Genomic DNA, 23,897 nt, shown 5'->3' on the forward strand with positions numbered 1-23,897 from the left:
GCCAGGAAAAATGGGCGCCTCATTCTAGTGCAGTTCGGCGCGATTGCCGATCTGCACGTGCGATGCGGCGAATCGTCGGACTAGGCGTTTTCCATCTCTTGCAACTGCGATTGCGGCGCACCATGATTCAAACGTACGTCTGCGGTGGTGCGGACAGGGAGGCCAGCATGGCGAGCTATAAAAAGATTCTGCTTTGTTACGACGGCACGCGCGAGGGTCGCAAGGCATTGCGCTGCGGCGCCGATCTCGCACTCGATCTCAAGGCCGAGGCGCATCTGCTCTCGGTGGTCGATATGCGCACGAGCATCGCGCAAAGCGCCGGGCTGTTGACCGATGTCGCTTGCGGCCGTTTCGAGGAAGCCGCGCGTGAAATTCTGCAAGAGGGCGTGGACTGGTTGACGGAGCGCGGCGTGTGCGCACAGGGGCATTTTGCGTTCGGGCATCCGATCGACGAGATTGCCCGTCTGGCCGAGGAACTCGAGGTCGATCTCGTCGTGGTGGGGCACCGTGCGCGCAGCGGCTTGTCGCGATGGTGGATGGGCGCGGGCAATACGCCGTTGCTCGACCGCGTTTCCTGCAGCATTCTCGTTGCGGTTTCCACGGCGCATGAGCAAGAGCCGGTCAGGCAGCCCGTCGCGCAGGCTGGTGCAGGGACCGAGAGCTAGACAGTGCGGTACGGTCTTAATTGCGCCGGCCGAGGTCAACCGCGGCCAGCTTCCAATCGAACCAGCCGCTGCGCTGGAAGAGCACGCTGTACGGCTCGCTCTGGTCGTCCCGACGATACGTGACCGCGAAAGTATCGATACTCCGATAGCCTGCTGACGCGCGCGGCGGCTTCGGTTCCGGCGTTACCGTACTTTGCCCTGGCGCCGCATTTTCGCCTTGCGCGGGAGGATTGCCGCCGGCAGTGACGTCCCCGCCCTGGCCAGGCGGGGGTGGCGCCTCGCCAGGATCGCCATGGGGCGGGATGCCGTTGAGCAACGCAGCCACGCCATCGGGGGTGGCATAGGCGTCGACGAGCGGACCGATCAGCGCAATGCCCACAAGCGCACCCAATGCCGCGAAGGGGTGCTCGCGCTTTTGCGTTTCTATCCTCCGTGCGAGCAGATCGGTGACCTGTTGCTTCAGGCTCGTGCGCAAGGACGGGTAATCGACGTACCGACTGACCGTCTCGGCGTCGCGCGCGTCAGCCGCCCGCTTGAGGCGGTCAAGTACGAGATAGGGGGATGCATAGCTGTAGGCGGCTATCCCGAATACGACGAGCAGGGCGAGCACAAGCGCGGCGATCAGGGGCATGCGGCGGGGCATGCGGCGCGCAGGGCGGGTGTAGCGAGGTTGGTCGTTGTTCATTGATTCAACGAATGGATCGATGGAACTCGAATGGACCACCTGCCGGGCGAAACGATCCCGTAGTCGTTGTCGTTACCCGAGTTGGGCGGCACGGAGGCCGGCCCGCTCCTCGTCGATGCAGCGGTCGATCATCCGGCAAACCGCATCGATGCTGCCGACCAGGATGACGCGTGACGGCCCATGATAGACGCGGACGGGCGCGCGACGCGAAGGCTCGGCATGCACGGCGCTGTTCAACGAGACGCGCGCGAAAGCAGGCATTGCAGCCAACTGGGCGTTGACCGTAGCGCCGGGCGCGGAAAATCCGGATGCACCAGCAGGCTCGAGCGAATCGAGCGGAGGGCATGGCACGAGGCCGCGCAAGTGGCGCAGCCGGCCGAAATGGCGAAATGGCATGAGGCGAGCGAGGCGATTCATGGCGTCTCCCTGCGGTTCAGAATTCGGTTGGGCGAATGAGGCCGACCGCGATCCCTTCCAGCGCGAAGTCGCCGCTGCCGGCTTTCACGAAGATGTTTTCGTAATCGGGGTTTTCAGCGACAAGCTCGATGCCGTCAGGGCGACGCTTCAGGCGCTTTACGGTGACGTCGTCGCCCAGACGGGCGACGATGATCTGGCCGTCTTTCGCTTCGGTGCGCTTTTGCACGGCGAGCAGGTCGCCATCGAGAATGCCCGCATCGCGCATCGAGAGACCGCGCACCTGCAGCAGGTAGTCGGGCTTGCTGGTAAAGAGCGCGGGATCGCAGGCGTAATGTTGCGAAATGTGCTCCTGCGCAAGGATCGGGCTTCCGGCTGCCACGCGACCCACGAGCGGAAGCGACAACTGCATGATTGCCGCATGCGGCAGCGTGAGCTGCCGCGGCATGTCGTCCGGAGCGAGCAGCCGGATGCCGCGCGACGCGCCGGCTGCGAGCTCGATCACGCCTTTGCGCGCGAGCGCGCGCAGATGTTCCTCTGCCGAGTTCGCCGAACTGAAGCCCAGCGCGGCGGCGATCTCCGCCCGGGTGGGCGGGAAGCCGCTGTGCTCGATCGATTCGCGGATCAAGTCATAGACCTGCTGCTGCCGTGCTGTCAGTTTTGTCATGGCGCCACTGTATGAATGAACAGGTGGCTGTATTTTTATACAGTATCGGCCGGATTTCAAGTAAACGTTGCGACCCCCGCGCCCTTAGCAGAAATTCGTATAAAAAAATAAGGAATCATTCGTTTCGATCATAAGACCCCGCCGATAGACTTGCCGAATACATAACGAAGGCCTACGCGGCAAGGAGAAGTCGAATGAAGCAACGGGGATCCGGTCGGTCCGGCGCACGCCGGCGTTTGTTCGCGGCGCTCGTCGCGGGCGCCGCGGCGATGCTGCTCGGGCCCGGCATCGCGGCCGCCGATGAAAGCACGCTGCTGAACGTTTCGTACGACCCGACGCGCGAGCTCTATCAGGACATCGACAAAGCTTTTGCGGCGCAGTGGAAGCTGCAGACGGGGCAGTCGCTCTCGATCCGGCAGTCGCACGGCGGCTCGGGCGCGCAGGCGCGCTCCGTGCTCGACGGGCTGCAGGCCGACGTCGTCACGCTTGCGCTGGCCTATGACATCGACGCGCTCGCGCAGCGCGGGCTGATCGCGCACGACTGGCAAAAGCGGCTTCCGGACAACGCCTCGCCCTACACGTCGACGATCGTCTTTCTTGTGCGCCACGGCAACCCGAAGCAGATCAAGGATTGGGACGATCTCGTCAAACCCGGCGTGTCGATCGTCACGCCGAACCCCAAGACTTCGGGCGGCGCGCGCTGGAACTATCTGGCGGCCTGGGCCTATGCCCTGAAGCAGCCTGGCGGCAACGAGAACAGCGCGAAGGCGTTCGTCACGCAGCTCTATCGCAACGCGGGCGTGCTCGACTCGGGCGCGCGCGGCGCCACGACGAGCTTCGTGCAGCGCGGGCTGGGCGACGTCCTCATCGCCTGGGAAAACGAAGCGTTCCTGGCGCGCAAAGAATTCGGTTCCGACAAATTCGAGATCGTCGTGCCTTCGGCTAGCATTCTGGCCGAGCCGCCCGTTGCGGTTGTCGACCGTGTGGTCGACAAGCGCGGCACACGCAAGCTCGCCGATGCTTATTTGCGCTTCCTTTATACCGACGAAGGGCAGCGCATCGCCGCGCGCAACTTCTATCGGCCGCGCGCGACGAACCTGCCCGCCGACCTCACCGCCCAGTTTCCGAAGCTGAAGCTTTATACGGTCGACGATACCTTCGGCGGCTGGGCCAAGGCGCAAAAGACGCACTTCGCCGACGGCGGCGTCTTCGATTCGATCTACCAGCCGCACTGAAGGCGCGCGGACGGCCGGGAGCCGCCCCGCGCAAGCGGAGAACGGCCGACAACATGCATCCACGCGCAACCACCCGCAAAAGACAGACGAGCCAAGCATGACCACGTTCGCTTTTCGCCGGCCCGGCCGCCTGCCGGGCTTCGGCATGACGCTGGGGCTCACGGTGACTTATTTGAGCCTCGTTGTCCTCGTACCGCTCGCGTCGGCGTTCCTCAAGGCCGCAACGCTCGACGCAGCCCAATTCTTCGCGGCGATCGCGGCGCCGCGCGTGCTCGCCTCCTATCGGCTCACGTTCGGGGCCGCGGCGCTTGCGGCGCTCGTCAACGGCGTGTTCGGGCTGCTCGTGGCCTGGGTGCTCGTGCGCTATCCATTTCCGGGCAAGCGCATCGTGGATGCGATCGTCGATCTTCCGTTCGCCCTGCCCACGGCAGTAGCCGGCATCTCGCTCGCGGCCGTGTATGCCGAGCACGGCTGGATCGGCGCCCTGTTGGCACCGCTCGGCGTCAAGGTGGCATTCACGCCGCTCGGCGTGCTCGTCGCACTGACGTTCATTGGCCTGCCATTCGTCGTACGCACTGTCGAGCCCGTGCTGCAGGATTTCGAGCGCGCGCAGGAGGAGGCGGCCGCCTGCCTCGGCGCGTCGCGCTGGCAGGCCTTTTCGCGCGTCGTGCTGCCGGCGCTCGCGCCGGCACTCCTCACCGGTGTCGCGCTTGCCTTTGCGCGCGCGCTCGGCGAATACGGGTCCGTCATCTTCATCGCGGGCAATATCCCCATGAGATCCGAAGTGACTTCGCTGCTGATCATCACCAAGCTGGAGCAGTATGACTACGCGGGCGCGACCGCGCTCGCCGCGGCGATGCTCGTTGCGTCGTTTTTCATGCTCTTCGCGATCAACGCGATTCAATGGCACTGGCAGCGGCGCACGAGCGGCGCGCGTACGCTGCGGAACAGGCGGGCAAGGGTGGCCGCCGAGTGGCAAGGCGGTGCCCAATGACGCGCTTCGCCGTGGCAGGGCAGCCCACCCGAGAAAAGACGCCCGCATTGCATGCGGCCGCGGGCGGCCACGCACTTCATGCGGCAGTATCCGCGCGCGTGCCCGCGGTGCGACGGAAAAAGGCGGCGCGCGCCGTGCGGTGGACGCTCACCGCGGCGGCGCTGGCTTTTCTCGCGCTTTTTCTCGTCGTGCCGCTCGCGGCCGTCTTCGCCGAGGCGTTGAGTAAAGGCATCGCCTATTATTTCGACGCGCTGGCGGAGCCCGACGCGCGTGCGGCCATTGCGCTGACGCTGGCGGTCGCCGCGATCGCGGTGCCGCTCAACCTCGTGTTCGGCATGGCGGCGTCGTGGGCCATCGCGAAGTTCGAGTTTCGCGGCAAGGCGCTGCTGACGACGCTGATCGATCTGCCGTTTTCCGTGTCGCCGGTGATCTCGGGCGTGGTCTACGTCCTGCTCTTCGGCGCACAAGGATGGTTTGGCCCGTGGCTTGCCGCGCATGATCTGCAAATCGTTTTTGCCGTTCCGGGGATCGTTCTCGCCACTGTTTTCGTGACGTTTCCGTTCGTCGCGCGCGAACTCGTTCCGCTGATGCAGGCGCAAGGCAAGGACGAGGAGGAGGCCGCGCGCGTGCTCGGGGCCTCGGGCTGGCAGATCTGGCGGCGCGTCACGCTGCCCAACGTGAAGTGGGGGCTGCTTTACGGCGTCATCCTATGCAACGCCCGCGCGATGGGCGAGTTCGGCGCCGTCTCGGTGGTATCCGGGCATATCCGCGGCATGACCAACACGATGCCGTTGCATGTCGAGGTGCTTTACAACGACTACAACTTCGCCGCCGCGTTCGCGGTCGCATCGCTGCTGGCATTGATCGCGCTCGCCACGCTCGCCGTCAAGCTGATTGCCGAACGCCGCCTCGCGGCGGCAGGCACGGCGTCTCACCTATAAGAGGTCCAGCATGGGCATCACTGTTCGCAATGTGCAAAAACGATTCGGCGCATTCACCGCGCTCGATGGTGTATCGCTCCAGTTCGAGCGCGGAGAGCTCGCCGCGCTGATCGGGCCGTCGGGTTGCGGCAAGACGACGCTTTTGCGCGTCATCGCGGGCCTCGAGGCGGCCGATGCCGGTGAAATCGTCCTGAACGGGCGGGACGTGAGCGGGCTCGACGCGCGCGAGCGCCAGGTCGGGTTCGTCTTCCAGCACTACGCGCTTTTTCGCCATATGACCGTGTTCGAAAACGTGGCCTTCGGTCTGCGCGTGAAGCCGCGCCGCATGCGGCCATCGGATTCGGCGATCCGGGCGAGGGTGCGCGAGCTGCTCGCGCTCGTTCAGCTCGGACATCTGGGTGAACGCTATCCGGCCGAGCTCTCGGGGGGCCAGCGGCAGCGTGTTGCGCTGGCGCGCGCGCTGGCCGTCGAACCGTCGGTGCTGCTGCTCGACGAGCCGTTCGGTGCGCTCGACGCCAAGGTGCGCAAGGAACTGCGCGGCTGGTTGCGGCGGCTGCACGACGAACTCGCGATCACGACGATCTTCGTCACGCACGACCAGGAAGAGGCGCTGGACGTGGCCGACCGCATCGTCGTGCTCAACCGGGGTCGCATCGAGCAGCAAGGCGCGCCGGACGAGGTCTACGAGCGCCCGTTGACACCGTTCGTCTACGACTTTCTGGGCGCGGCGAACCGCGTGCCGGGCACGATCGCGCCGCACGGTTTCGTCGTCGACGGCGCGCGGGCGCCGCTTGCGAGCGACGCTGTCACGGGCGCCGGCACGGCTGCCTCGGGGCCGACTGTCGCTTATGTGCGCCCACACGAGCTCGAACTGCATCCGGGCGACGCGGCGCGCGCCGACGGCGTGGCGGCCGATGTGCGGCGCGTGCTCGCACGCGGCGCGTCGGTGCGCGTGGAGTTGGCGGCGGATACGGGGATGCTCGAAGCCGAGCTCGCGCGCGAAGCGTGGCGTTCGCTCGAGCTTGCCGAAGGCGATCGGGTCACCGTCGTGCCGCGCTCGATGCGCGTATTCGAAGCGAGCTGAAGGCGCGGCGATGCGCGGCGGTATTCATTGAAATGACGAGGTCCGAATGAACTTCCAGCAACTGCGCTATGTGCGCGAAGCGGTGCGCCGCAACCTGAACCTGACCGAAGTCGCCAATGTGCTGTATGCGTCGCAATCGGGCGTATCCAAGCAGATCAAGGACCTCGAGGACGAGCTCGGGGTCGATATTTTCGTGCGGCGCGGCAAGCGGCTCACGGGCCTCACCGAGCCCGGCAAGGCCGTGCACCGGCTCATCGAGCGCATGCTGCTCGACGCCGAGAACCTGCGCCGCGTGGCGCGCCAGTATGCCGACGAGGACACGGGCCACCTCGTCGTGGCCACAACCCATACGCAGGCGCGCTATGCGCTGCCTTCGGTCATCCGCGAGTTCAGGGAAGTATTTCCGAAGGTCCACCTCGCGCTGCGTCAGGGCAACCCCCGGCAGATCGCGCAGATGCTCGTCGAAGGCGAGGCCGATATCGCGATCTCCACCGAGGCGCTCGACCGCTACCCCGACATCGTGACGTTTCCCTGCTATTCGTGGCATCACATCGTCGTCGTGCCGCAGCAGCATCCGCTCGTCGGCCACGCGAATGTGGCGCTCGAGGATGTCGCCGAATATCCGATCATCACCTACGAGCGCGATTTCACGGGCCGCTCGCACATCGACGAAGCCTTCGCGAAGACAGGCCGCCTGCCCGATGTCGTTCTGACGGCCATCGATGCCGATGTCATCAAGACCTATGTGGAACTCGGCATGGGCGTGGGCATCGTCGCAGCGATGGCCTACGACGCCAGGCGCGACTCCGGGCTCGTCGCCCTCGACTCGCAGCACCTGTTCGAGGCGAGCACGACGCGCGTGGGTCTGCGCAAGGGCGCGATCCTGCGCGCCTACGCCTACCGGCTCATCGAGATGTTCGCGCCGCAGCTCGCCGGCACGGACATCACCGGCCGGCTGCGCGAGGCGGCGTGACCGCCCGGGCACCGGCCGGGCGAGCCGCCCCGGGCGGTTGTCGCCACGGAGGTGCAACGCGGTATGCCGAAGCGATGCTTGCCACGTATAGAATGGCGGCCATGAATACCACTGCCATTCCCGCTTCCTCTTCCCCGCGTGCGCGCGTCGCCGTGCTCGCCACCGGTGGCACGATCGCCGGCTCCGCCGCGGATGCCGCACGCACGGCCGGCTATCAGGCCGGCGTCGTCGGCGTCGACAAGCTGCTGGCCGCCGTGCCGGCGCTGGCCGCCGTGGCCGACGTCAGCGCCGAACAAGTGGCCAGCATCGACAGCAAGGATCTCGATGCGGCGCTCTGGACCACCCTCGCGCGGCGTATCGACGAACTCGCGGCGCGCGACGATGTGGATGGCATCGTCGTCACGCACGGCACCGATACGCTCGAGGAAACCGCCTATCTGCTGCATCTGACGGTGAAGACGGCCAAGCCCGTCGTGCTGACGGCCGCCATGCGCCCGTCGTCGGCGCTGTCGGCCGATGGCCCGCTGAATCTGCTCGGCGCCGTGACCGTCGCCGCCCATCGCGCCGCACACGGGCAAGGCGTGCTCGTCGCATTCAACAACCGGATCCACAGCGCACGCGACATCGTGAAGACGAGCACCTACGCCGTCGACGCGTTCCAATCGCCCGAGGTCGGCGCATTGGGATGGGTGCAGGATGGGCGCGTCGAGTTTCAGCGCAGCGTCGTGCGCCCGCACACGGCGGCCACGCCGTTCGCCGTTGGCGACACATGGCCGGGCGTCGAGGTCGTGCCGAGCTATGCCGGCGCGTCGCGCTTGGCGGTGGATGCGCTCGTCGCCGCGCGCGTGAACGGCATCGTCGTCGCCGGCACGGGCAACGGCTCGATCCATGCGTCCGTGCAGGCGGCGCTCGGCGACGCGGTGCAGCAGGGAATCGCCGTCGTGCGCGCCTCACGCGTCGGCTCGGGCCATGTCATGCGCAATGGCGCCGCGCCCGACGACGCGCTCGGGTTCGTGAGCGCGGGCTCGCTCAACCCCTACAAAGCGCGCGTGCTGCTGATGCTGGCGCTGGCGGCGGGGATGACCGGGCGCGCCGTGCTGCAACTGGCCTTCGATACGTACTGACGGGTGTGGGCTGCGGGCGGCCGGGCCGTTCGTCGATTCTTCGCCGGGAGGCACGCTGGGCCGGGGGACGGGCCACGGCCGGAGCATCCAGGTGGGTGCGGTGTGCGGCGGCGCCAATGGGCGAAAGGCTTGCCTCGCACCCAGGTTTCCGACAGGCGAACACCCGACGACGACGTCTGACCGACCAAGGCTTCCCCGTCGACGTCGGGTGCCGCTGGCGGACCCAACCAACCGCCTTCGGGCCGGAAAGCGGTTTTTGTGCCCGCCCGGTGCCCACCACCGTCCTTGCGGGCGGCGTGGGCGGCCGGGCGGAGCCCCCCTCGAGCGGCCGCCGGGCAAGGCCGGCGGCCATGTCTTCCTCCATTCTCGTTGCCGGTCGCGCCTTGCCGGCCGATCGGCCGGCAGAACGCATCAGGCTGCGAGCGCCGCGTTGTTCTCCGACTGGGCGATCTCGAACCCGGCCATGATTTCGAGTGCGCGCACGAGCGCCGAGTGATCCCAGCCGCTACCGTCGTGCGCCGCGCACACGCTGAACAACTGCTGGGCGCTCGCCGTGTTCGGTAGCGCGATGCCGAGCTTGCGGGCGCCGTCGAGTGCAAGGTTCAGATCCTTGCGGTGCAGCTCGATGCGAAACCCGGGCTTGAAGGTGCGCTTCGTCATCCGTTCGCCGTGGACTTCGAGAATGCGCGAGGACGCGAAGCCGCCCATCAGCGCGCGGCGTACGCGCTCAGGATCGGCCCCCGAGCGCGCCGCGAAGAGCAGCGCTTCGGCAACCGCCTCGATATTGAGCGCGACGATGATCTGGTTGGCGACCTTGCAGGTCTGGCCGGCGCCGTTGTCGCCGATCAGCGAGACGTTCTTGCCCATCAGATCGAAAAGCGACTTGGCGCGCTCGAAGGCGGCCTGTGGGCCGCCCACCATGATCGTTAGCGTGGCGTCGCGCGCGCCGACCTCCCCGCCGGAGACCGGCGCGTCGAGGTAGTCGCAGCCGAGTGCATTGATGCGCCTGGCGAACGCCTGCGTCTCCAGCGGCGAGATGGAGCTCATGTCGATGACGAGCTTGCCGGCCGAGAGGCCGTGGGCGATGCCGTCTGCGGCGAAGAGCACGTTTTCGACATCGGGCGTGTCCGGCACCATCGATATGACGATCTCCGAGGCGGCCGCGACAGCGGTGGAGTCGGCGAGCACGGTCGTGCGCGTGTGCAGGTCTTCAGGTACCGGGTACTTGCCGTTGACGACGAGCGTGTGGCCGCCCTTGAGGAGGTTGCGGGCCATGTGCGAGCCCATGATACCGAGTCCGATGAAGCCGATCGTTGCCATGTTGATTGTGTCCGTCTGGGGTTGCAAAGGAATGGGGGGCGAGACGAGCTGCGCGCCGCCTACTGTGCGCCGAGCGTGCGGAGCCAGCCGAGGCCTTCGACCGTCGTCGTGCGCGGCTTGTACTCGCAGCCGACGTAGCCGGCGTATCCGAGCCGATCGAGCAGGGCGAACAGGAACGGGTAATGGATTTCGCCCGTGCCGGGCTCGTGCCGTCCCGGGTTGTCGGCCAACTGGATATGGCCGATGCGCGCAAGGTTGCGCTCGATAGTGGCCGCGAGTTCGCCCTCCATACGCTGCATGTGATAGATGTCGTACTGCAGAAACAGATTGTCCGAGTCCACGGCGGCAATCACGTCGAGCGCGTCTGTCGAGCGGTTCAGCGCGAAGCCGGGAATGTCATAAGTGTTGCAGGGCTCGACGAGCAACCGGACCCCTTCGCGTTTTAGCGCCGCCGCGGCAAAGCGCAGATTCTCGACTATCGTCGTGCGCGCGCGATCGGGGTCGACGCCGGCCGGCCGAATGCCGACGAGGCAATTGAGTCGAGGCACCCCGAGGGCTTTGGCGTACTCGATGGCGCGGCCCACACCGTCCTGGAACTCACCCACCCGGTCAGGCAGGCATGCGATGCCGCGCTCGCCGCCTTCCCAGTTGCCTGCGGGCAGGTTGTGCAGCACGAGCCGCAGACCGTTCGTCGACAGCCGCTCGACAAGCTCGGCAGCCGGGTAGGGGTAGGGAAACAGGAACTCGACGGCATCGAAGCCGGCTCGCGAGGCGGCGGCGAAGCGCTCGAGAAACGGCACTTCATTGAACAGCATCGTCAGATTGGCTGCGAACTTTGGCATGGCGGCTTGTCTCTTCGGTCGGTCAGGGGAATGGGCGTTCGGTCAGTCGAACGCCGAAATGGTGGTCGGCGCATCCTCTGCGTTTTCGGCGAGCGGCTCGAATTCGTTGATTGCGTCGATCTCCGCACCCATCGCGATGTTCGTCACGCGCTCGAGGATGACCTCGACCACGATCGGAACCTTGTGCTCGGCGGCCATCGCCTGCGCTTTTTCGAGCGCCGGGGCGATTTCCTCGGGCCGGAACACGCGCAGCGCCTTGCAGCCGAGGCCGAGCGCCACGGCAACATGATCGACGCCATAGCCGTTTACTTCGGGTGCGTTGATGTTCTCGAACGCGAGCTGCACGCAATAGTCCATCTCGAAGGCGCGCTGTGCCTGCCGGATGAGCCCCAGGTACGAGTTGTTGACCACCACGTGCACGTAGGGCAGGTTGAACTGGGCTCCAACGGCGAGTTCCTCGATCATGAACTGGAAGTCGTAGTCGCCCGAGAGCGCGACGATCGGCCGTTGCGGATCCGCGGCGCGCACGCCCAACGCGGCGGGGATCGTCCAGCCGAGCGGGCCGGCCTGCCCGCAGTTGATCCAGTTGCGCGCCTTGTACACGTGCAGGAACTGCGCCCCGGCGATCTGCGAAAGGCCGATCGTGCTTACATAGCAGGTATCCCGGCCGAATACCTTGTTCATTTCCTCGTAGACGCGCTGAGGCTTGATCGGCACGTTCTCGAAGTGCGTCTTGCGGTGCAGCGTGCGCTTGCGCGCCTGGCAGGCTGCCACCCACTCGCCGCGATCCTTGAGCCGGCCCTGCGCTTTCCACTCGCGTGCCACTTCCACGAAGAGCTCGAGCGCGGCCTTCGCGTCCGAGACGATCCCGAGATCGGGCCCGAACACCCGGCCGATCTGAGTCGGCTCGATATCGACGTGCACGAACCTGCGCCCCTTCGTATAGACCTCGATGCTGCCTGTGTGCCGGTTCGCCCAGCGGTTGCCGATGCCGAGTACGAAGTCGGATGCGAGCATCGTGGCGTTGCCGTAGCGATGCGACGTCTGCAGCCCGACCATGCCCGCCATGAGCGGGTGATCGTCGGGGATGGCACCCCACGACATGAGCGTGGGGATCACGGGCACGCCGAGCGTTTCGGCGAAGGCTACCAGCAGATCCTCCGCCGCGGCGTTGAGTACGCCGCCGCCCGAGACGATGAGCGGGCGCTCGGCGTCGTTGAGCATGGCGAGCGCGGCCTCTATCTGGGCGCGCGATGCGCGCGGCTTGTAGATGGGCAGCGGCTCGTAGGTATCGATGTCGAACTCGATTTCGGCCAGTTGGACGTCGAGCGGCAGATCGACGAGCACAGGCCCCGGCCTGCCGGAGCGCATGAGGTGAAACGCCTGCTGGAACACGCGCGGCACGAGGGCGGGCTCGCGCACGGTCACGGCCCACTTCGTCACGGGCTTCGCGATGGACTCGATGTCGACAGCCTGGAAGTCCTCCTTGTAGAGCCGCGCGCGCGGTGCTTGGCCGGTGATGGCGAGGATCGGAATCGAGTCGGCCGAGGCCGAGTAGAGGCCGGTAATCATGTCGGTACCGGCGGGGCCCGAAGTGCCGATGCATACGCCGATATTGCCCGGAGCGGCTCGGGTATAGCCCTCTGCCATGTGGGAGGCGCCTTCGACATGCCGGGCGAGGACATGGCTGATGCCGCCGGCTTTTTTCATCGCCGAATAAAACGGATTGATCGCGGCGCCCGGCACGCCGAAGGCCGTGTCGATGCCTTCTTTCTCGAGTACGAGTACGGCTGCGTCGACGGCTCTCATTTTCGGCATGGGTGTCTCCTGTCCTGAAATGACAATGCGTTCTTCGATTGGAAGCACTGTAGAAGTCCGGCAAAGGTTTGATAAGATCGCTTCCGGTTGATAGATCCGATACAAAAAGTATTGAATGGCGCGAGCATCCGGGCGCCGCGCACAAGGAGACCGGCGATGGACCGCTTCAAGCAGATCGAAACGTTCGTGCGCGTGGCCGATGCCGGCAGCCTGGCGGCTGCTGCGCTTGAGGAAGGCGTCTCGCCCGTGGTGCTCGGGCGGCGCATCGATGCGCTCGAAAAGCGCCTCGGGGTGAAGCTGATGTACCGCTCCACGCGCCGTCTGGTCGTAAGCGAGGACGGCGCTGCGTTTCTGGAGCGCTGCAGGGGGCTGCTCGCCGAGTGGGATCAGGCCGAAAACGAGCTCGCGGCCGGCCGCCGCGCGGTGGGAGGGCACCTGATCGTTTCCGCGCCGGCTGCGTTTGGCCGCAAGCACGTGGCGCCGCTCGCTCCGGCGTTCATGGCGGATAAGCCCGATCTGAGGGTGTCGTTCAATCTGACCGATCGTGTCGTCGATCTCGTTCGCGAGGGCTACGATCTTTCGATCCGGATCGGCGGCGCGGTCGATCCGAGTTTCGTTGCCGTGAAACTCGCCACGAACCGGCGCGTCGTGTGCGGCACGCCCGCGTACTTCGCCAGGCACGGGCGCCCGCGCGCGCTCGACGAGCTGCCCGCGCACAACTGCCTCGCTTTCAATCTGCAAGGGGGCCAGAACAGGGGCTGGTACTTTCGCCGTAATGGCAAGCTTGCGACGGTTCGCGTAACGGGCACGCTCGATTGCAACGACGGCGAACTGCTGCACCGCTGGGTGTCGGAAGGGCTCGGCCTCGGCTGGCGCTCGACCTGGGAGATTGCCGAGCAGCTCGCGCGCGGCGAGCTCGAGACGGTGCTCGACGAATTCGCGCTGCCCGATTACGACATCCTCGCCGTCTATCCCCAACAGCGGTACGTCCCGGCCAAGGTCCGATACTTCATCGACTACCTGAAAGCGGTTTACGCCAAACCGGGATACTGGGGCGGGGCGACCTGATCCCGCTCCCTTGCAGCCGCTACCACCCTTTGCCACCCACCCTTTGCCGCCCGTACCACACCGGCCCGGCGGGCCATCGTCGGGCCGGTCAGGGGGCAAGGAGAGTTGGGGGGCGGCGCTGAATTGCGCGCGCAGCCGGACTGGGTTACAATTTCCGGCTTCTCACTTGCCACACCGGTTGGTTGCTGCTGACCATCGACGCCCGGGTGGCTTCAATCCAAAAGGAGTGAATATGCGTCATTACGAAATCGTCTTCGTCGTGCACCCCGACCAAAGCGAGCAGGTGCCCGCGATGATCGAGCGGTACAAATCCACGATCACCGCCCGCAGCGGTCAGATCCACCGCATCGAAGACTGGGGCCGTCGCCAACTGGCCTACATGATCGAGAAACTCGCGAAGGCTCACTACGTCTGCATGAACATCGAATGCGATCAGGCGACGCTCGAAGAGCTCGAGCACGCATTCAAGTTCAACGACGCCGTTCTGCGTCACCTCATCGTCAAGATGAAGAAGGCCGAAACCGGCCCTTCGCCGATGATGAAGGAAGTGCAGCGCGAAGAAGCCAAGAAGGCGGCTGCATCGCAGCCGTCCGAAGCGCAGGCTTAACGGTATTTACGTTTAGAGCCGCCGAGGTCAAACCGCGTACTCCGTATTTCAGCCGCTGCCGTGAACAGGCTGCAACTGCTGGCGAGCGTCGTCGAGCGCGAACCGCTGCGCTACACGCCCGCGGGTGTGCCGATCGCCAGCTGCACGTTGCATCACCGCGCGGAAGTCGTCGAAGCCGGCATCGTCCGGCAAGTCGAACTGACGATTCCCGCGCTGGCGGCCGGTACGGTGAGCGGCAAGCTCGAAAGCTGTGAGATGGGCGTGGATGCGCTTTTCACCGGCTTTCTCGCGAAAAAGAGCCGCAACGCGAAGACCTTGGTGTTTCACATCACAGAATTGCAGGACATTGGAAAGGACTGAACATGGCCCGCCCCACCGGTAAGAAATTCGACAAGCGTCGTCAGCAACAGAACCCGCTCTTCAAGCGCAAGAAGTTTTGCCGCTTCACGGCTGCCGGCGTCGAGTACATCGACTACAAGGACATCGAAACGCTGAAGGACTTCATCGGCGAAAACGGCAAGATCACGCCGGCTCGTCTGACGGGTACGAAGGCCCACTATCAACGCCAGCTCGATACGGCCATCAAGCGCGCGCGCTTCCTCGCGCTGCTGCCGTACACCGATCTGCACAAGGCCTAATCAGACGACGCAACAAGGAGAATCCGAATGCAAATCATTCTTTTGGAAAAAGTCGTCAACGTGGGCAACCTCGGCGACATCGTCAAGGTCAAGGACGGCTACGCCCGTAATTTCCTGATTCCGCAAAAGCTCGCCCGTCGTGCCACGAAGGACGCGATCGCCGAATTCGAAGTGCGCCGTGCCGAGCTCGAGAAGGCCGCTGCCGAGAAGTTCGCCGCCGCACAGGCGCTGGGCGAGAAGATGTCGGGTCTGACGGTCCAGATCGCTCAGAAAGCCGGCGTCGACGGCCGTCTGTTCGGCTCGGTGACCAACGCTGATGTGGCGGAAACGCTCACGAAGCAAGGCTTCGCGGTCGAGAAGGCCCAGGTTCGCATGCCGTCGGGCCCGCTCAAGGTCGTGGGCGACTATCCGGTGCAGGTTTCGCTGCACACGGACGTGACCGTCGACGTCACGGTGTCGGTGCTCGGCGAGCACGCCTGACATCGAACAGCGGGCGTACAGCCCGCGGCGCGGTCCGAACGAGGGCAGGAGCCGGGTTTCCGGTTCCTGCCTTTTTTCATGTGCGCGTCGCTGGCTAATGGCCGGCCAATTCGCGATAATTCCACCCCATGAACGCACCGTCCAAAGACCCTCAGCTCGAGTCGCTGAAAGTACCGCCGCATTCGATCGAAGCCGAGCAATCGGTGCTGGGCGGCCTCTTGCTGGACAATGCGGCGTGGGATCGCATCGCGGATTTCCTCGCCGCCAGCGACTTCTATCGCTACGACCATCGCGTCATCTACGAGCACATCGGGCGCCTCATCGCCGGCACGCGGCCGGCCGACGTCGTCACGGTCTATGAGGCGCTGACGACGTCCGGCAAGGCGGACGACGTGGGCGGCCTGGCCTACCTGAATGCGCTTGCCCAGAACACGCCGAGCGCGGCCAACATCCGGCGTTACGCGGAAATCGTGCGCGATCGCGCGGTGCTGCGCAGACTCGTCTCGGTGGCGGACGAAATCTCGGCCGATGCTTTCAATCCGCAAGGCAAGGAAGTTCGGCAACTGCTCGACGAGGCCGAGTCGAAGGTTTTCTCGATCGCGGAAGAGGGCGCGCGCGGCACGCAGGGTTTTCTCGAGATCGGCCCGCTATTGACCGAGGTGGTCGAGCGCATCGATACGCTTTACCACACGGCGAATCCGAGCGATGTCACGGGCACGCCTACCGGCTTCGCCGATCTCGACCGCATGACGTCGGGCATGCACGGCGGTGAGCTCATCATCGTCGCGGGTCGCCCGTCAATGGGTAAAACCGCATTCTCCATGAACATCGGCGAGTACGTTGCGGTGGAGTATGGCCTGCCCGTGGCCGTCTTTTCGATGGAAATGCCGGGTACGCAACTCGTCATGCGGATGCTGGGCTCGGTCGGCCGCCTCGATCAGCACCGCATGCGCACGGGACGGCTCACCGACGAAGATTGGCCGAAGCTGACGCACGCTGTCCAGAAGATGAGCGAGGCGCAGCTTTTCATCGACGAAACTGGCGGCCTCAACCCCATGGAGCTGCGCTCGCGCGCTCGCCGGCTCGCCCGGCAATGCGGCAAGCTCGGGCTCATCATCGTCGATTACCTCCAGCTGATGTCGGGCAGTTCGCAGGGCGAGAACCGTGCCACCGAAATTTCGGAAATTTCGCGCTCGCTCAAAAGCTTGGCGAAAGAACTCGACGTGCCGGTGATCGCGCTTTCGCAGCTCAACCGCAGTCTCGAGCAGCGGCCGAACAAGCGTCCTGTCATGTCCGACTTGCGAGAATCCGGCGCTATCGAGCAGGACGCGGACGTCATCCTCTTCATTTACCGGGACGAGGTCTACAACCCCGACAGCCAGGACAAGGGCACGGCCGAGATCATCATCGGCAAGCAGCGTAACGGCCCGATCGGGCCCGTGAGGCTCACGTTCCTCGGGCAATACACGAAGTTCGACAATTTTGCGGGCCCGCAGACGTTTTACGGCGGGGAGTAAGGTCCACGCCCCTCGTGGGCGCGGTCTCATCCCTTGCGGATGGGCGCCGCCATGCATGCCGGCGCCCATTCTCTCTCAGGCCGTCAGAGCAGTTCCACTGCCACTGCGGTCGCTTCGCCCCCTCCGATGCACAGGCTGGCGACGCCTCGTTTTGCGTTGTTCGCGCGTAGCACACCGAGCAACGTAACGACGATCCGCGCGCCCGATGCGCCGATGGGGTGACCGATCGCGCACGCGCCGCCATGCGCATTGATGCGCTCGCGTGCCACGTCGAATTCGCGCATCACCGCCATCGGCACGACCGCAAACGCTTCGTTGATCTCGTAGTAATCCACATCGCCCGGTTGCCAGCCCGTGCGAGCGAAGAGCTTCTTCAATGCGCCGATGGGCGCGGTCGTGAACCACTCCGGCTCCTGCGCGTGCACGCTGTGCGCGTGAATCACCGCGAGCGGCGTCTTGCCGAGCCGCTTCGCGACCGATGCGCGCGTCAGCACGAGTGCCGCCGCGCCGTCCGATAGCGGGCTCGAACTCGCCGGCGTAATCGTGCCAGTCGGGCTGAACGAGGGCTTGAGCTTCGGGATCTTGGCCGCATCGACGGTCTGAGGCTGTTCGTCCGCGGCAATCGCGCTCGTGCCTTGCTTCGTTGTCACCTCCACGGGGGCGATCTCCCAATCGAAGCGGCCGTCGCGTTGAGCTTGCTGCGCGCGCAGCAGCGACTCGGTCGCGTACGTATCCTGCGCCGCGCGCGTGAAGTCATAGTGCTGAGCGCACTGTTCGCCGAATTCGCCCATCGCGCGGCCACGATCGTAGGCATCTTCCAGACCGTCGAGGGCGACGTGGTCGTAGAAGGTTGCATGACCGTTGCGATAGCCGGTGCGCGCCTTCAGCGCGAGGTACGGTGCGTTCGTCATGCTTTCCATGCCGCCGGCGACGACGAGTTCCGTGCTGCCGTTGGACAGCCCATCGAATGCGTAGCGGATCGCCTGCATGCCCGATCCGCATACCTTGTTCACGGTCACGGCGGCTACCGAGCGCGGCAGCCCGGCGCCGATCACCGCCTGCCGCGCGGGCGCCTGTCCAAGCCCTGCGGACAGCACGCATCCCACATACGCTTCTTCAACGCTCGACGGATCGATGGCCGCGCGCTCGACCGCCGCGCGAATGGCCGTTGCGCCAAGCTCGGGAGCGCTCTTCGACGACAGATTGCCCAAATAGCGGCCAACCGGCGTGCGCGCCGCGGAGAGAATCACGATTGGATCGGAGGACATGGCAGGCTCCAAAGGGAAGGGAAGGGAAGTGGAATGCATTCCGCATATTGAATGCGTATGCATGTATTTGAGGCTGCAGCCGCATCATACTACGCAACGGTGCTTTGGATGACGATCGTCATGCAAATGCCCGGGTAGCGCTTGTTCAGCGGCAGGGTCGTGCCAAGGCGGGCGGCGAAGAGGAGGGAAGGTAGGTGTGGTGATGCGTGCGCGTCAGCCGGCCATTCGGTCGACCGCCTTTACGCCTGCCGTCAGCAGTTGCTTCGAGAGCGCGGGATCGTCGACCGTGCGTGCGAGCAGCAGCGCGCCGACCGAGAGGGCGACGGTTGCCAGGGCTGTGTCGCGACGTTCGGCGGGCGTGCCGTCATCGGGCATCGCGCTTCGGATGAGCGCATCGAGCTGCTCGGTGAATACGCGCCGCACCGTCTCGTCGCAGCGGCCGATCTCCGCACCGAGTGCCGCGGCGACGCAGCCTGCATCGGGTTCGTTTCGGTGGTGCTCGTTCAAATAGGCCTTGGCGAAGGCAACGGGCTTCGACCGTCCTGGGTGACGCGCAATGCCATTGCGCAAGCGCTGCGCGGCTTGCTCGAAGCCCAGCGCAACGGCGGCAGCGATGAGCGCATCCTTGGATTTGAAATGCGCGTAGAAGCCGCCGTGCGTGAGCCCGGCGCTTTCCATCAGGCTCGCTATGCCGACTGCGTCGATTCCTTCGCGGCGAAAGCGGGCGGACGCGACCGTTTCGATGCGTTCGCGGGTTTTGGCCTTATGGTCGGAGTCGTAGCGCATGGCATCACCATGAAGATAAAGAGCCTTGAGGGAGACCGAAACGTCGAGCGCGCCGCTTACCCGGCCAGCGCCTCGGTGACCGCATAAACCTCATCGCCGAACGCCTGGATGTCGCGCTTGCCGATGCGGCGCGCGAGTTCCTTTTGCGCCTCTTCCCAGTCGGGCAGGCAAGCCTCGAGTAGCGTGCCGCCCTTGCGCGTGAGGCTCCAAAGCCGCATTCTCCGGTCTTCATCAGCGGTTTGCGCGCTGACGAGCTTGCGTGTTTGCAGCGTGGCGAGCGTGCGGCTCAACGTCGTCTGGTCGAGCAACAGCAGCGTCGACAGCAACCCGGTCGATAGCTTTTCGCCACCGCGCAGGGCCATCAGGATCGTGAACTGCGTGATGCGGATTCCGTGCTTCGCGAGCCGCGCATCGTACAACGATGTCACCGCGCGCGCGGCTTGCCGCAGCGTGCCGCAATGGCAGTTCAATCTCAGCGGACCTTGGCTCACGACCTGCTCCTCCTTGCATACGGCCGGTTTGCCGACATTCTATGCTATTGCATTGAAATTCGCGCGAAGCGGCGTCAGCGGCTCGCCGCGACCGTCGGATCATCGCTGTGCCAGCCCCCGCCGAGTGCGCGGAAGGTCGCAACGGCGGCTCGCGCATGATCGGCTTTCAGTCGCGCGAGTTCCGCGCGTGCCGAGAGCAGTTGCCGATCCTCGATCAGTACTTCCACAAGGCTCGCATCTCCTTGCGCGTACGCTTCGCGCGCAGCGCGCTGAGCGGCCGCCTCGGCGTCCACCTCGCGTGCGACTTCGTCGCGTTGCTCGCTCACGTGCGCCCACATGGTGACGGCGTTCTCGACGTCTTCCGCCGCGCGCAAAACCGCCTGCCTGTATTGCGCGAGCGCTTCCGCATAGCGGCCTCTCGCATGCGCCACCTCCGCATCGACACGGCCGAAGTCGAATAGCCGCCAGCGCAGTCCGGCGAGCGCGCCCGGCTGGAACGCGGCCGACTTGAAGAGCGGACCGTTCAATGCCTCGAAGCCGAGAATGCCGGATAGCGAAACGTGCGGATAGTATTCGGCGAGTGCGCTGCCGATCTCCGCGTTGGCGGCCGCGAGCCGGCGTTCGGCGGCGACGACGTCGGGTCGCCGCCGCAGCAGTGCCTCGGGACGGATGTCGCCGGACAGCGCCGGGACCGAGAAATCCGCGGCCGCAGCGGCGAGCTCGGCGGAGAACGTGCCCGGTGGCGAGCCCATCAGAATGTCGAGCCGGTTCGATTCGCGCACGCGTTGCGCGTCGAGCGGCGGCAAGAGCGCGCGCGTCTGTGCGAGACGCGCATCGGCTTCGGCTGCCTCTCGGCGCGTGGCGACGCCGTTTGCCACGCGGTCGCGCACGAGCGAGGCAAGGCGCGCGTTTGCATCGATCTGCTCTTTCACGATCGCGATGTTCGCCTGCAGCCCGCGCAGCCTGAAGTAGGCATCGGCGGCGTCGGCCGCGACCGACACGCGCGTGCCCGCATGGAGCGCGTTGGCCGCCTGCGCCTCGGCGCGCGCCGCTTCGGCCGCACGGCGCTGGCCGCCCGCCAGATCCAGTTCCCAGCTCGCACCGACACCTAGCTGCGTGAGCGTCTGATTGCGGTCGTAGCCGGGCAGCGCGGAGCCTATCCGCCCGAGCGGCGATTCGAGCGACTGCCGCTGCCGTGCGGCGGAGCCTTGCAGGTCGATGCGAGGCAGATACGTGGCGCCTGCTTCCGCGGCGGCCGCGCGGGCCTGCGCGATTCTCGCCTCGGCCGCGGCCATGTCGAGGTTCTGCGCGAGCACGCGTTCGACGATGCGCGTGAGCGCTGGATCATGAAAGTCGAGCCACCAGGTATCGAGCGAAACGGTGCTGGCGGGCGACGTGGTCTGCACGCTGTGCAGTGCGTCCTGGCTCGCGTATGCGCTGGCAAGCGGTGCTTGCACGGGCATGTAGTCGGGGCCGACCGCGCAGCCCGAGAGGGCGAGCATGCCTGCGAGCGGGAGTGCGGGGACGAGACGGGCGGCGGCGAACAAGCGAAAGGGAAGCGTCGAAGGCATCGGGCGAATTCTCAATGAGCGTTCTTCGTCGGACCGGGCGAGGGGGGCGTGACTTTGCGCATCAGCGGCACAATCAGCGTGGCGAAGAGAAAGCCGATCATGATCGTCGACAGTGCGTCGCCATACGCCATCGTCTGTGCTTCGCGAAACGCGATGTTGTGCAACTGCTCGAGCGTGGCCACGTGCGCGGCCTGGGGCGAGCCGAGCGCGAACGAGAGATGGGTATCGAGTTTGCCGAGCATGTCGAGCATCGGTGCGTTCGCACTCGTGAGCCGTGAGGCGATGTCATGGAAATGCTGGTTCGTGCGGTCGTTGAGAATCGCGCCCACCACGGCGATGCCGACCGCGCCGCCGAGGTTGCGCATCATGTTGAAGAGGCCGCTCGCGTATTTCAGGCGCTCCGGAGTCAGGCTGCCGAGCCCGAGCGTGACGGCGGGCGCGATCGCGAACACCTGCGGAAACCCGCGCAGCAGTTGGGGCCACAGCAGTTGATCTCCGCCCCAATCGTGCGTGATGAAGCGCATGTCCCACATCGACAGTCCGAACATCGCCATGCCGAACATCATCAGCCAGCGCAGATCGGTCTTGCGCGCGAACATGACGTAGACGGGCACGCCGATGAGTGCGGCGATGCCCGTCGGCATCATTGCGATGCCGGTTTGCCACGCGTTATAGCCGCGCACGTAGCCGAGAAAGAGCGGCGTCAGGTAGATCGACGAAAATGCGCCGACGCCGGTCAGAAAAGACAACGTGCAGCCGATCGCAAAATTGCGGTTGCCGAACGCGCGCAGATCGACGATCGGATTGTCGATGCTCAGGCAGCGTGCGACGAACACCAGCCCGGCGCACGCGGAGATCGCGATCGCGCGCGCAATCGTGGCGTCGTCGAGCCAGTTCCAGCGTGCGCCTTCTTCGAGCACGTATTCGAGCGTGCCGAGAAAGATGGCCATCAGTACGATGCCGGGATAGTCGGCGGCGCGCAGCAACGAGTGATCCGGCTTGTCGATGTCGCCGCCGAGCGAAACGCCGAGCGCGACGAGCAGTCCCGGAATCAGATTCACGTAGAACAGCCAGCGCCAGTTCGCGGTTTCGGTGATCCACCCGCCCACGATCGGCCCGAGCGCGGGCGCGAGCGAGGCGATCGTGCCGATGACGGCGGCGGCGATCACGCGCCGCTTGCCGTCGAAGTAATGGAACGACGACGTGAAGACCGTCGGAATCATCGATGCGCCGAGCACCCCTTGAATCGCGCGAAACGCGATCATGCTCTCGATGTCCCACGCGAGCCCACACAGCATGCTCGCGGCCGTGAAGCCGAGCGCAGAGGCCGTAAACAGCCTGCGCGTGGAAAAGACGCGCGTGAGCCAGCCCGACATCGGGATCACGGTAATTTCGGCGATCAGGTACGCGGTCTGCACCCAGCCGATCTCGTCTTGCGCGGCGTTCAGGCCACCGCCGATCTCCTGTAAAGACGAAGCGACGATCTGGATGTCGAGCAGCGCGACGAACATGCCCACGCACATGACGGCGAACGGCCAGGCAGGCGGCGTCGCGGCGGCGCTCGCCGCCTCGCGCGCATCGACGATTTGCGCGGTATCGCTCACCGGTCGGCTCCGCGCGTGTCGACGGTCACGATCGTGGAAAGGCCGGGGCGCAGCGTGCCGAGTACGGCATCGGCATCGTCGAGCGCGATGCGCACCGGCACGCGTTGCACGATCCGCGTGAAGTTGCCCGTCGCGTTTTGCGGGGGAATCACGCTGAATACGGCGCCCGTCGCTGGCGCGAAACCGCGCACGACACCATGGAAGCACTTCGACGGCAGAATGTCCGCGCAGACCTTCGCGGGCTGCCCGGGCTTCATGTGCGTCAGTTGATCTTCCTTGAAGTTCGCGTCCACCCACATGCCGCGCGCGGCGACAACCGACATCAATTGCGTGCCCGGCGTCACGTAGCTGCCGACGTGCGCGGCACGGTTGCCGACGTAGCCGTCGATCGGCGCCGTGAGCTCCGTGTAGCCGAGGTTCAGGTCCGCCTTGCGCAGTGTCGCGCCCGCGCGCTTGAGCGATGCGTCGGCCTCGGCGATCTTGCCGTCGAGCACCGCGATCTGCTGGCGTGCGGCGCGCAGTCGCGCCGTCGATGCGTCGAGCTGCGCCTTCGCCTGTTTGAGCGCCGCATTCGAGCGCTCTTCGCTTTGCCGTGTGCCCGCTTCGGTGGCCACGAGCCTGCGGTAGCGCGCGGCGTCCGCCTGCGCGAAGCTGAGCGCGGCTGTCTTGTCGGCGACATCGGCGCTCGCCTGTTCGATCGCCGTTTGCTGCAAGGCGCGCTCGGCGGCGAGTTGCTCGCGCGTGGCGCGCATCTCTGCCTGGGTTGCCGTTGCCGCATCACGCTCTGCCTGGAAGTCGCTCTGATGCAGGCGCAGCAACGGCTGCCCCGCGTGTACGCGTTGGTTGTCCTCCACGAGCAGCTCCGAAACATAGCCGGCGACATGCGGCGAGATCACGGTGATGTTGGCGCCGACATACGCATCGTCGGTCTTTTCGATGAAGCGGCCGGTGAGCCACCAGTAGACGCCATACGCGATGAGCGCGATCAGCAGCGCAATCACGACGGGCAGCACGAGCCTTGGGCGTTTGCGGGTAGTGCGGTCCACGGACACGGGCGCGTCGGAACGAATGTCGCTCACCTGTCGAATCTCCTCTTGCGATTACG

25 protein-coding genes are annotated in these 23,897 nt (G+C 65.7%); 13 read left to right on the forward strand and 12 right to left on the reverse strand.

The window, feature by feature from the left end:
- Window positions 1–167 precede the first annotated feature (167 nt).
- Window positions 168–665, forward strand: coding sequence for a universal stress protein (locus U0034_RS18970; protein WP_085229260.1), 498 nt, complete (start codon window positions 168–170; stop codon window positions 663–665).
- 16 nt (window positions 666–681) lie between these two features.
- Here the strand turns inward: U0034_RS18970 and U0034_RS18975 are convergent, their stop codons facing one another.
- From U0034_RS18975 to lexA, 3 genes are all read right to left on the reverse strand, one after another.
- Window positions 682–1,296, reverse strand: coding sequence for a DUF2939 domain-containing protein (locus U0034_RS18975; RefSeq protein ID WP_244142504.1), 615 nt, complete (start codon window positions 1,294–1,296; stop codon window positions 682–684).
- 126 nt (window positions 1,297–1,422) lie between these two features.
- On the reverse strand, window positions 1,423–1,767 hold the full coding sequence (locus tag U0034_RS18980) for a hypothetical protein (RefSeq protein WP_085229128.1): 345 nt from the start codon (window positions 1,765–1,767) through the stop codon (window positions 1,423–1,425).
- A gap of 16 nt (window positions 1,768–1,783) precedes the next feature.
- Window positions 1,784–2,431, reverse strand: a complete 648-nt coding sequence (gene lexA / locus U0034_RS18985; protein WP_085229129.1) for a transcriptional repressor LexA — start codon at window positions 2,429–2,431, stop codon at window positions 1,784–1,786.
- A gap of 194 nt (window positions 2,432–2,625) precedes the next feature.
- On the opposite strand from lexA, the gene U0034_RS18990 reads away from it, so the two are divergent.
- From U0034_RS18990 to U0034_RS19015, 6 genes are all read left to right on the forward strand, one after another.
- The gene (locus U0034_RS18990; protein ID WP_085229130.1) at window positions 2,626–3,666 is read left to right on the forward strand and encodes a sulfate ABC transporter substrate-binding protein; all 1,041 of its coding nucleotides are present in this window, start codon (window positions 2,626–2,628) and stop codon (window positions 3,664–3,666) included.
- A 97-nt stretch (window positions 3,667–3,763) separates the two neighbouring features.
- Window positions 3,764–4,660 carry a sulfate ABC transporter permease subunit CysT gene (cysT, locus tag U0034_RS18995; protein WP_085229131.1) on the forward strand — a complete coding sequence of 299 codons (897 nt, stop codon included), beginning with the start codon at window positions 3,764–3,766 and terminating at the stop codon, window positions 4,658–4,660.
- Window positions 4,657–5,601, forward strand: a complete 945-nt coding sequence (cysW, locus tag U0034_RS19000; RefSeq protein ID WP_085229132.1) for a sulfate ABC transporter permease subunit CysW — start codon at window positions 4,657–4,659, stop codon at window positions 5,599–5,601. The genes cysT and cysW overlap by 4 nt, the downstream gene beginning before the upstream one ends.
- Window positions 5,602–5,611: 10 nt before the next feature.
- On the forward strand, window positions 5,612–6,685 hold the full coding sequence (locus tag U0034_RS19005) for a sulfate/molybdate ABC transporter ATP-binding protein (protein ID WP_085229133.1): 1,074 nt from the start codon (window positions 5,612–5,614) through the stop codon (window positions 6,683–6,685).
- 46 nt (window positions 6,686–6,731) lie between these two features.
- Window positions 6,732–7,658: a CysB family HTH-type transcriptional regulator gene (locus tag U0034_RS19010; protein ID WP_085229134.1), complete on the forward strand. Its 927-nt coding sequence runs from the start codon at window positions 6,732–6,734 to the stop codon at window positions 7,656–7,658.
- A 101-nt stretch (window positions 7,659–7,759) separates the two neighbouring features.
- Window positions 7,760–8,782, forward strand: coding sequence for an asparaginase (locus tag U0034_RS19015; RefSeq protein WP_085229262.1), 1,023 nt, complete (start codon window positions 7,760–7,762; stop codon window positions 8,780–8,782).
- 411 nt (window positions 8,783–9,193) lie between these two features.
- Here U0034_RS19015 and U0034_RS19020 read toward each other — a convergent pair whose 3' ends face one another.
- From U0034_RS19020 to gcl, 3 genes are read right to left on the reverse strand one after another with little or no spacing between them, the layout of a single operon-like run.
- Entirely contained in the window at window positions 9,194–10,102 is a 909-nt protein-coding gene (locus U0034_RS19020; RefSeq protein WP_085229135.1) for a 2-hydroxy-3-oxopropionate reductase, read from the reverse strand.
- A 59-nt stretch (window positions 10,103–10,161) separates the two neighbouring features.
- Window positions 10,162–10,944: a hydroxypyruvate isomerase gene (hyi, locus tag U0034_RS19025; protein WP_085229136.1), complete on the reverse strand. Its 783-nt coding sequence runs from the start codon at window positions 10,942–10,944 to the stop codon at window positions 10,162–10,164.
- 42 nt (window positions 10,945–10,986) lie between these two features.
- Window positions 10,987–12,762 (reverse strand): glyoxylate carboligase, encoded by a 1,776-nt coding sequence (gene gcl / locus U0034_RS19030; RefSeq protein ID WP_085229137.1) that lies wholly within the window; start codon window positions 12,760–12,762, stop codon window positions 10,987–10,989.
- Between the two features lie 156 nt (window positions 12,763–12,918).
- On the opposite strand from gcl, the gene U0034_RS19035 reads away from it, so the two are divergent.
- The 6 genes from U0034_RS19035 to U0034_RS19060 all read left to right on the forward strand — a co-directional run bounded on the left by U0034_RS19035 (window position 12,919) and on the right by U0034_RS19060 (window position 17,072).
- Window positions 12,919–13,830, forward strand: coding sequence for a LysR family transcriptional regulator (locus U0034_RS19035; RefSeq protein ID WP_085229138.1), 912 nt, complete (start codon window positions 12,919–12,921; stop codon window positions 13,828–13,830).
- Window positions 13,831–14,062: 232 nt separating this feature from the next.
- Window positions 14,063–14,437, forward strand: a complete 375-nt coding sequence (gene rpsF, locus U0034_RS19040) for a 30S ribosomal protein S6 (RefSeq protein ID WP_085229139.1) — start codon at window positions 14,063–14,065, stop codon at window positions 14,435–14,437.
- 60 nt (window positions 14,438–14,497) lie between these two features.
- Window positions 14,498–14,797, forward strand: coding sequence for a primosomal replication protein N (priB, locus tag U0034_RS19045; protein ID WP_085229140.1), 300 nt, complete (start codon window positions 14,498–14,500; stop codon window positions 14,795–14,797).
- A gap of 2 nt (window positions 14,798–14,799) precedes the next feature.
- Complete coding sequence (gene rpsR / locus U0034_RS19050) at window positions 14,800–15,075, forward strand: 30S ribosomal protein S18 (RefSeq protein WP_076785003.1); 276 nt, start codon at window positions 14,800–14,802, stop codon at window positions 15,073–15,075.
- Window positions 15,076–15,102: 27 nt separating this feature from the next.
- On the forward strand, window positions 15,103–15,555 hold the full coding sequence (rplI, locus tag U0034_RS19055) for a 50S ribosomal protein L9 (RefSeq protein ID WP_085229141.1): 453 nt from the start codon (window positions 15,103–15,105) through the stop codon (window positions 15,553–15,555).
- A 128-nt stretch (window positions 15,556–15,683) separates the two neighbouring features.
- Window positions 15,684–17,072: a replicative DNA helicase gene (locus U0034_RS19060; protein WP_085229142.1), complete on the forward strand. Its 1,389-nt coding sequence runs from the start codon at window positions 15,684–15,686 to the stop codon at window positions 17,070–17,072.
- 83 nt (window positions 17,073–17,155) lie between these two features.
- Here the strand turns inward: U0034_RS19060 and U0034_RS19065 are convergent, their stop codons facing one another.
- The 6 genes from U0034_RS19065 to U0034_RS19090 all read right to left on the reverse strand — a co-directional run bounded on the left by U0034_RS19065 (window position 17,156) and on the right by U0034_RS19090 (window position 23,871).
- Window positions 17,156–18,340, reverse strand: coding sequence for an acetyl-CoA C-acyltransferase (locus U0034_RS19065; RefSeq protein WP_085229143.1), 1,185 nt, complete (start codon window positions 18,338–18,340; stop codon window positions 17,156–17,158).
- Between the two features lie 213 nt (window positions 18,341–18,553).
- The gene (locus U0034_RS19070; protein WP_085229144.1) at window positions 18,554–19,126 is read right to left on the reverse strand and encodes a TetR/AcrR family transcriptional regulator; all 573 of its coding nucleotides are present in this window, start codon (window positions 19,124–19,126) and stop codon (window positions 18,554–18,556) included.
- A 56-nt stretch (window positions 19,127–19,182) separates the two neighbouring features.
- Window positions 19,183–19,602 (reverse strand): MarR family winged helix-turn-helix transcriptional regulator, encoded by a 420-nt coding sequence (locus U0034_RS19075; RefSeq protein WP_085229263.1) that lies wholly within the window; start codon window positions 19,600–19,602, stop codon window positions 19,183–19,185.
- Between the two features lie 89 nt (window positions 19,603–19,691).
- On the reverse strand, window positions 19,692–21,188 hold the full coding sequence (locus tag U0034_RS19080; protein WP_085229145.1) for an efflux transporter outer membrane subunit: 1,497 nt from the start codon (window positions 21,186–21,188) through the stop codon (window positions 19,692–19,694).
- Between the two features lie 11 nt (window positions 21,189–21,199).
- Window positions 21,200–22,792 (reverse strand): DHA2 family efflux MFS transporter permease subunit, encoded by a 1,593-nt coding sequence (locus U0034_RS19085; protein ID WP_085229146.1) that lies wholly within the window; start codon window positions 22,790–22,792, stop codon window positions 21,200–21,202.
- Entirely contained in the window at window positions 22,789–23,871 is a 1,083-nt protein-coding gene (locus U0034_RS19090; protein ID WP_085229147.1) for an HlyD family secretion protein, read from the reverse strand. Before U0034_RS19090 ends, U0034_RS19085 begins: the two co-directional genes overlap by 4 nt.
- Window positions 23,872–23,897 lie beyond the last annotated feature (26 nt).

This window comes from Trinickia caryophylli, assembly GCF_034424545.1.
Classification (GTDB): domain Bacteria; phylum Pseudomonadota; class Gammaproteobacteria; order Burkholderiales; family Burkholderiaceae; genus Trinickia; species Trinickia caryophylli.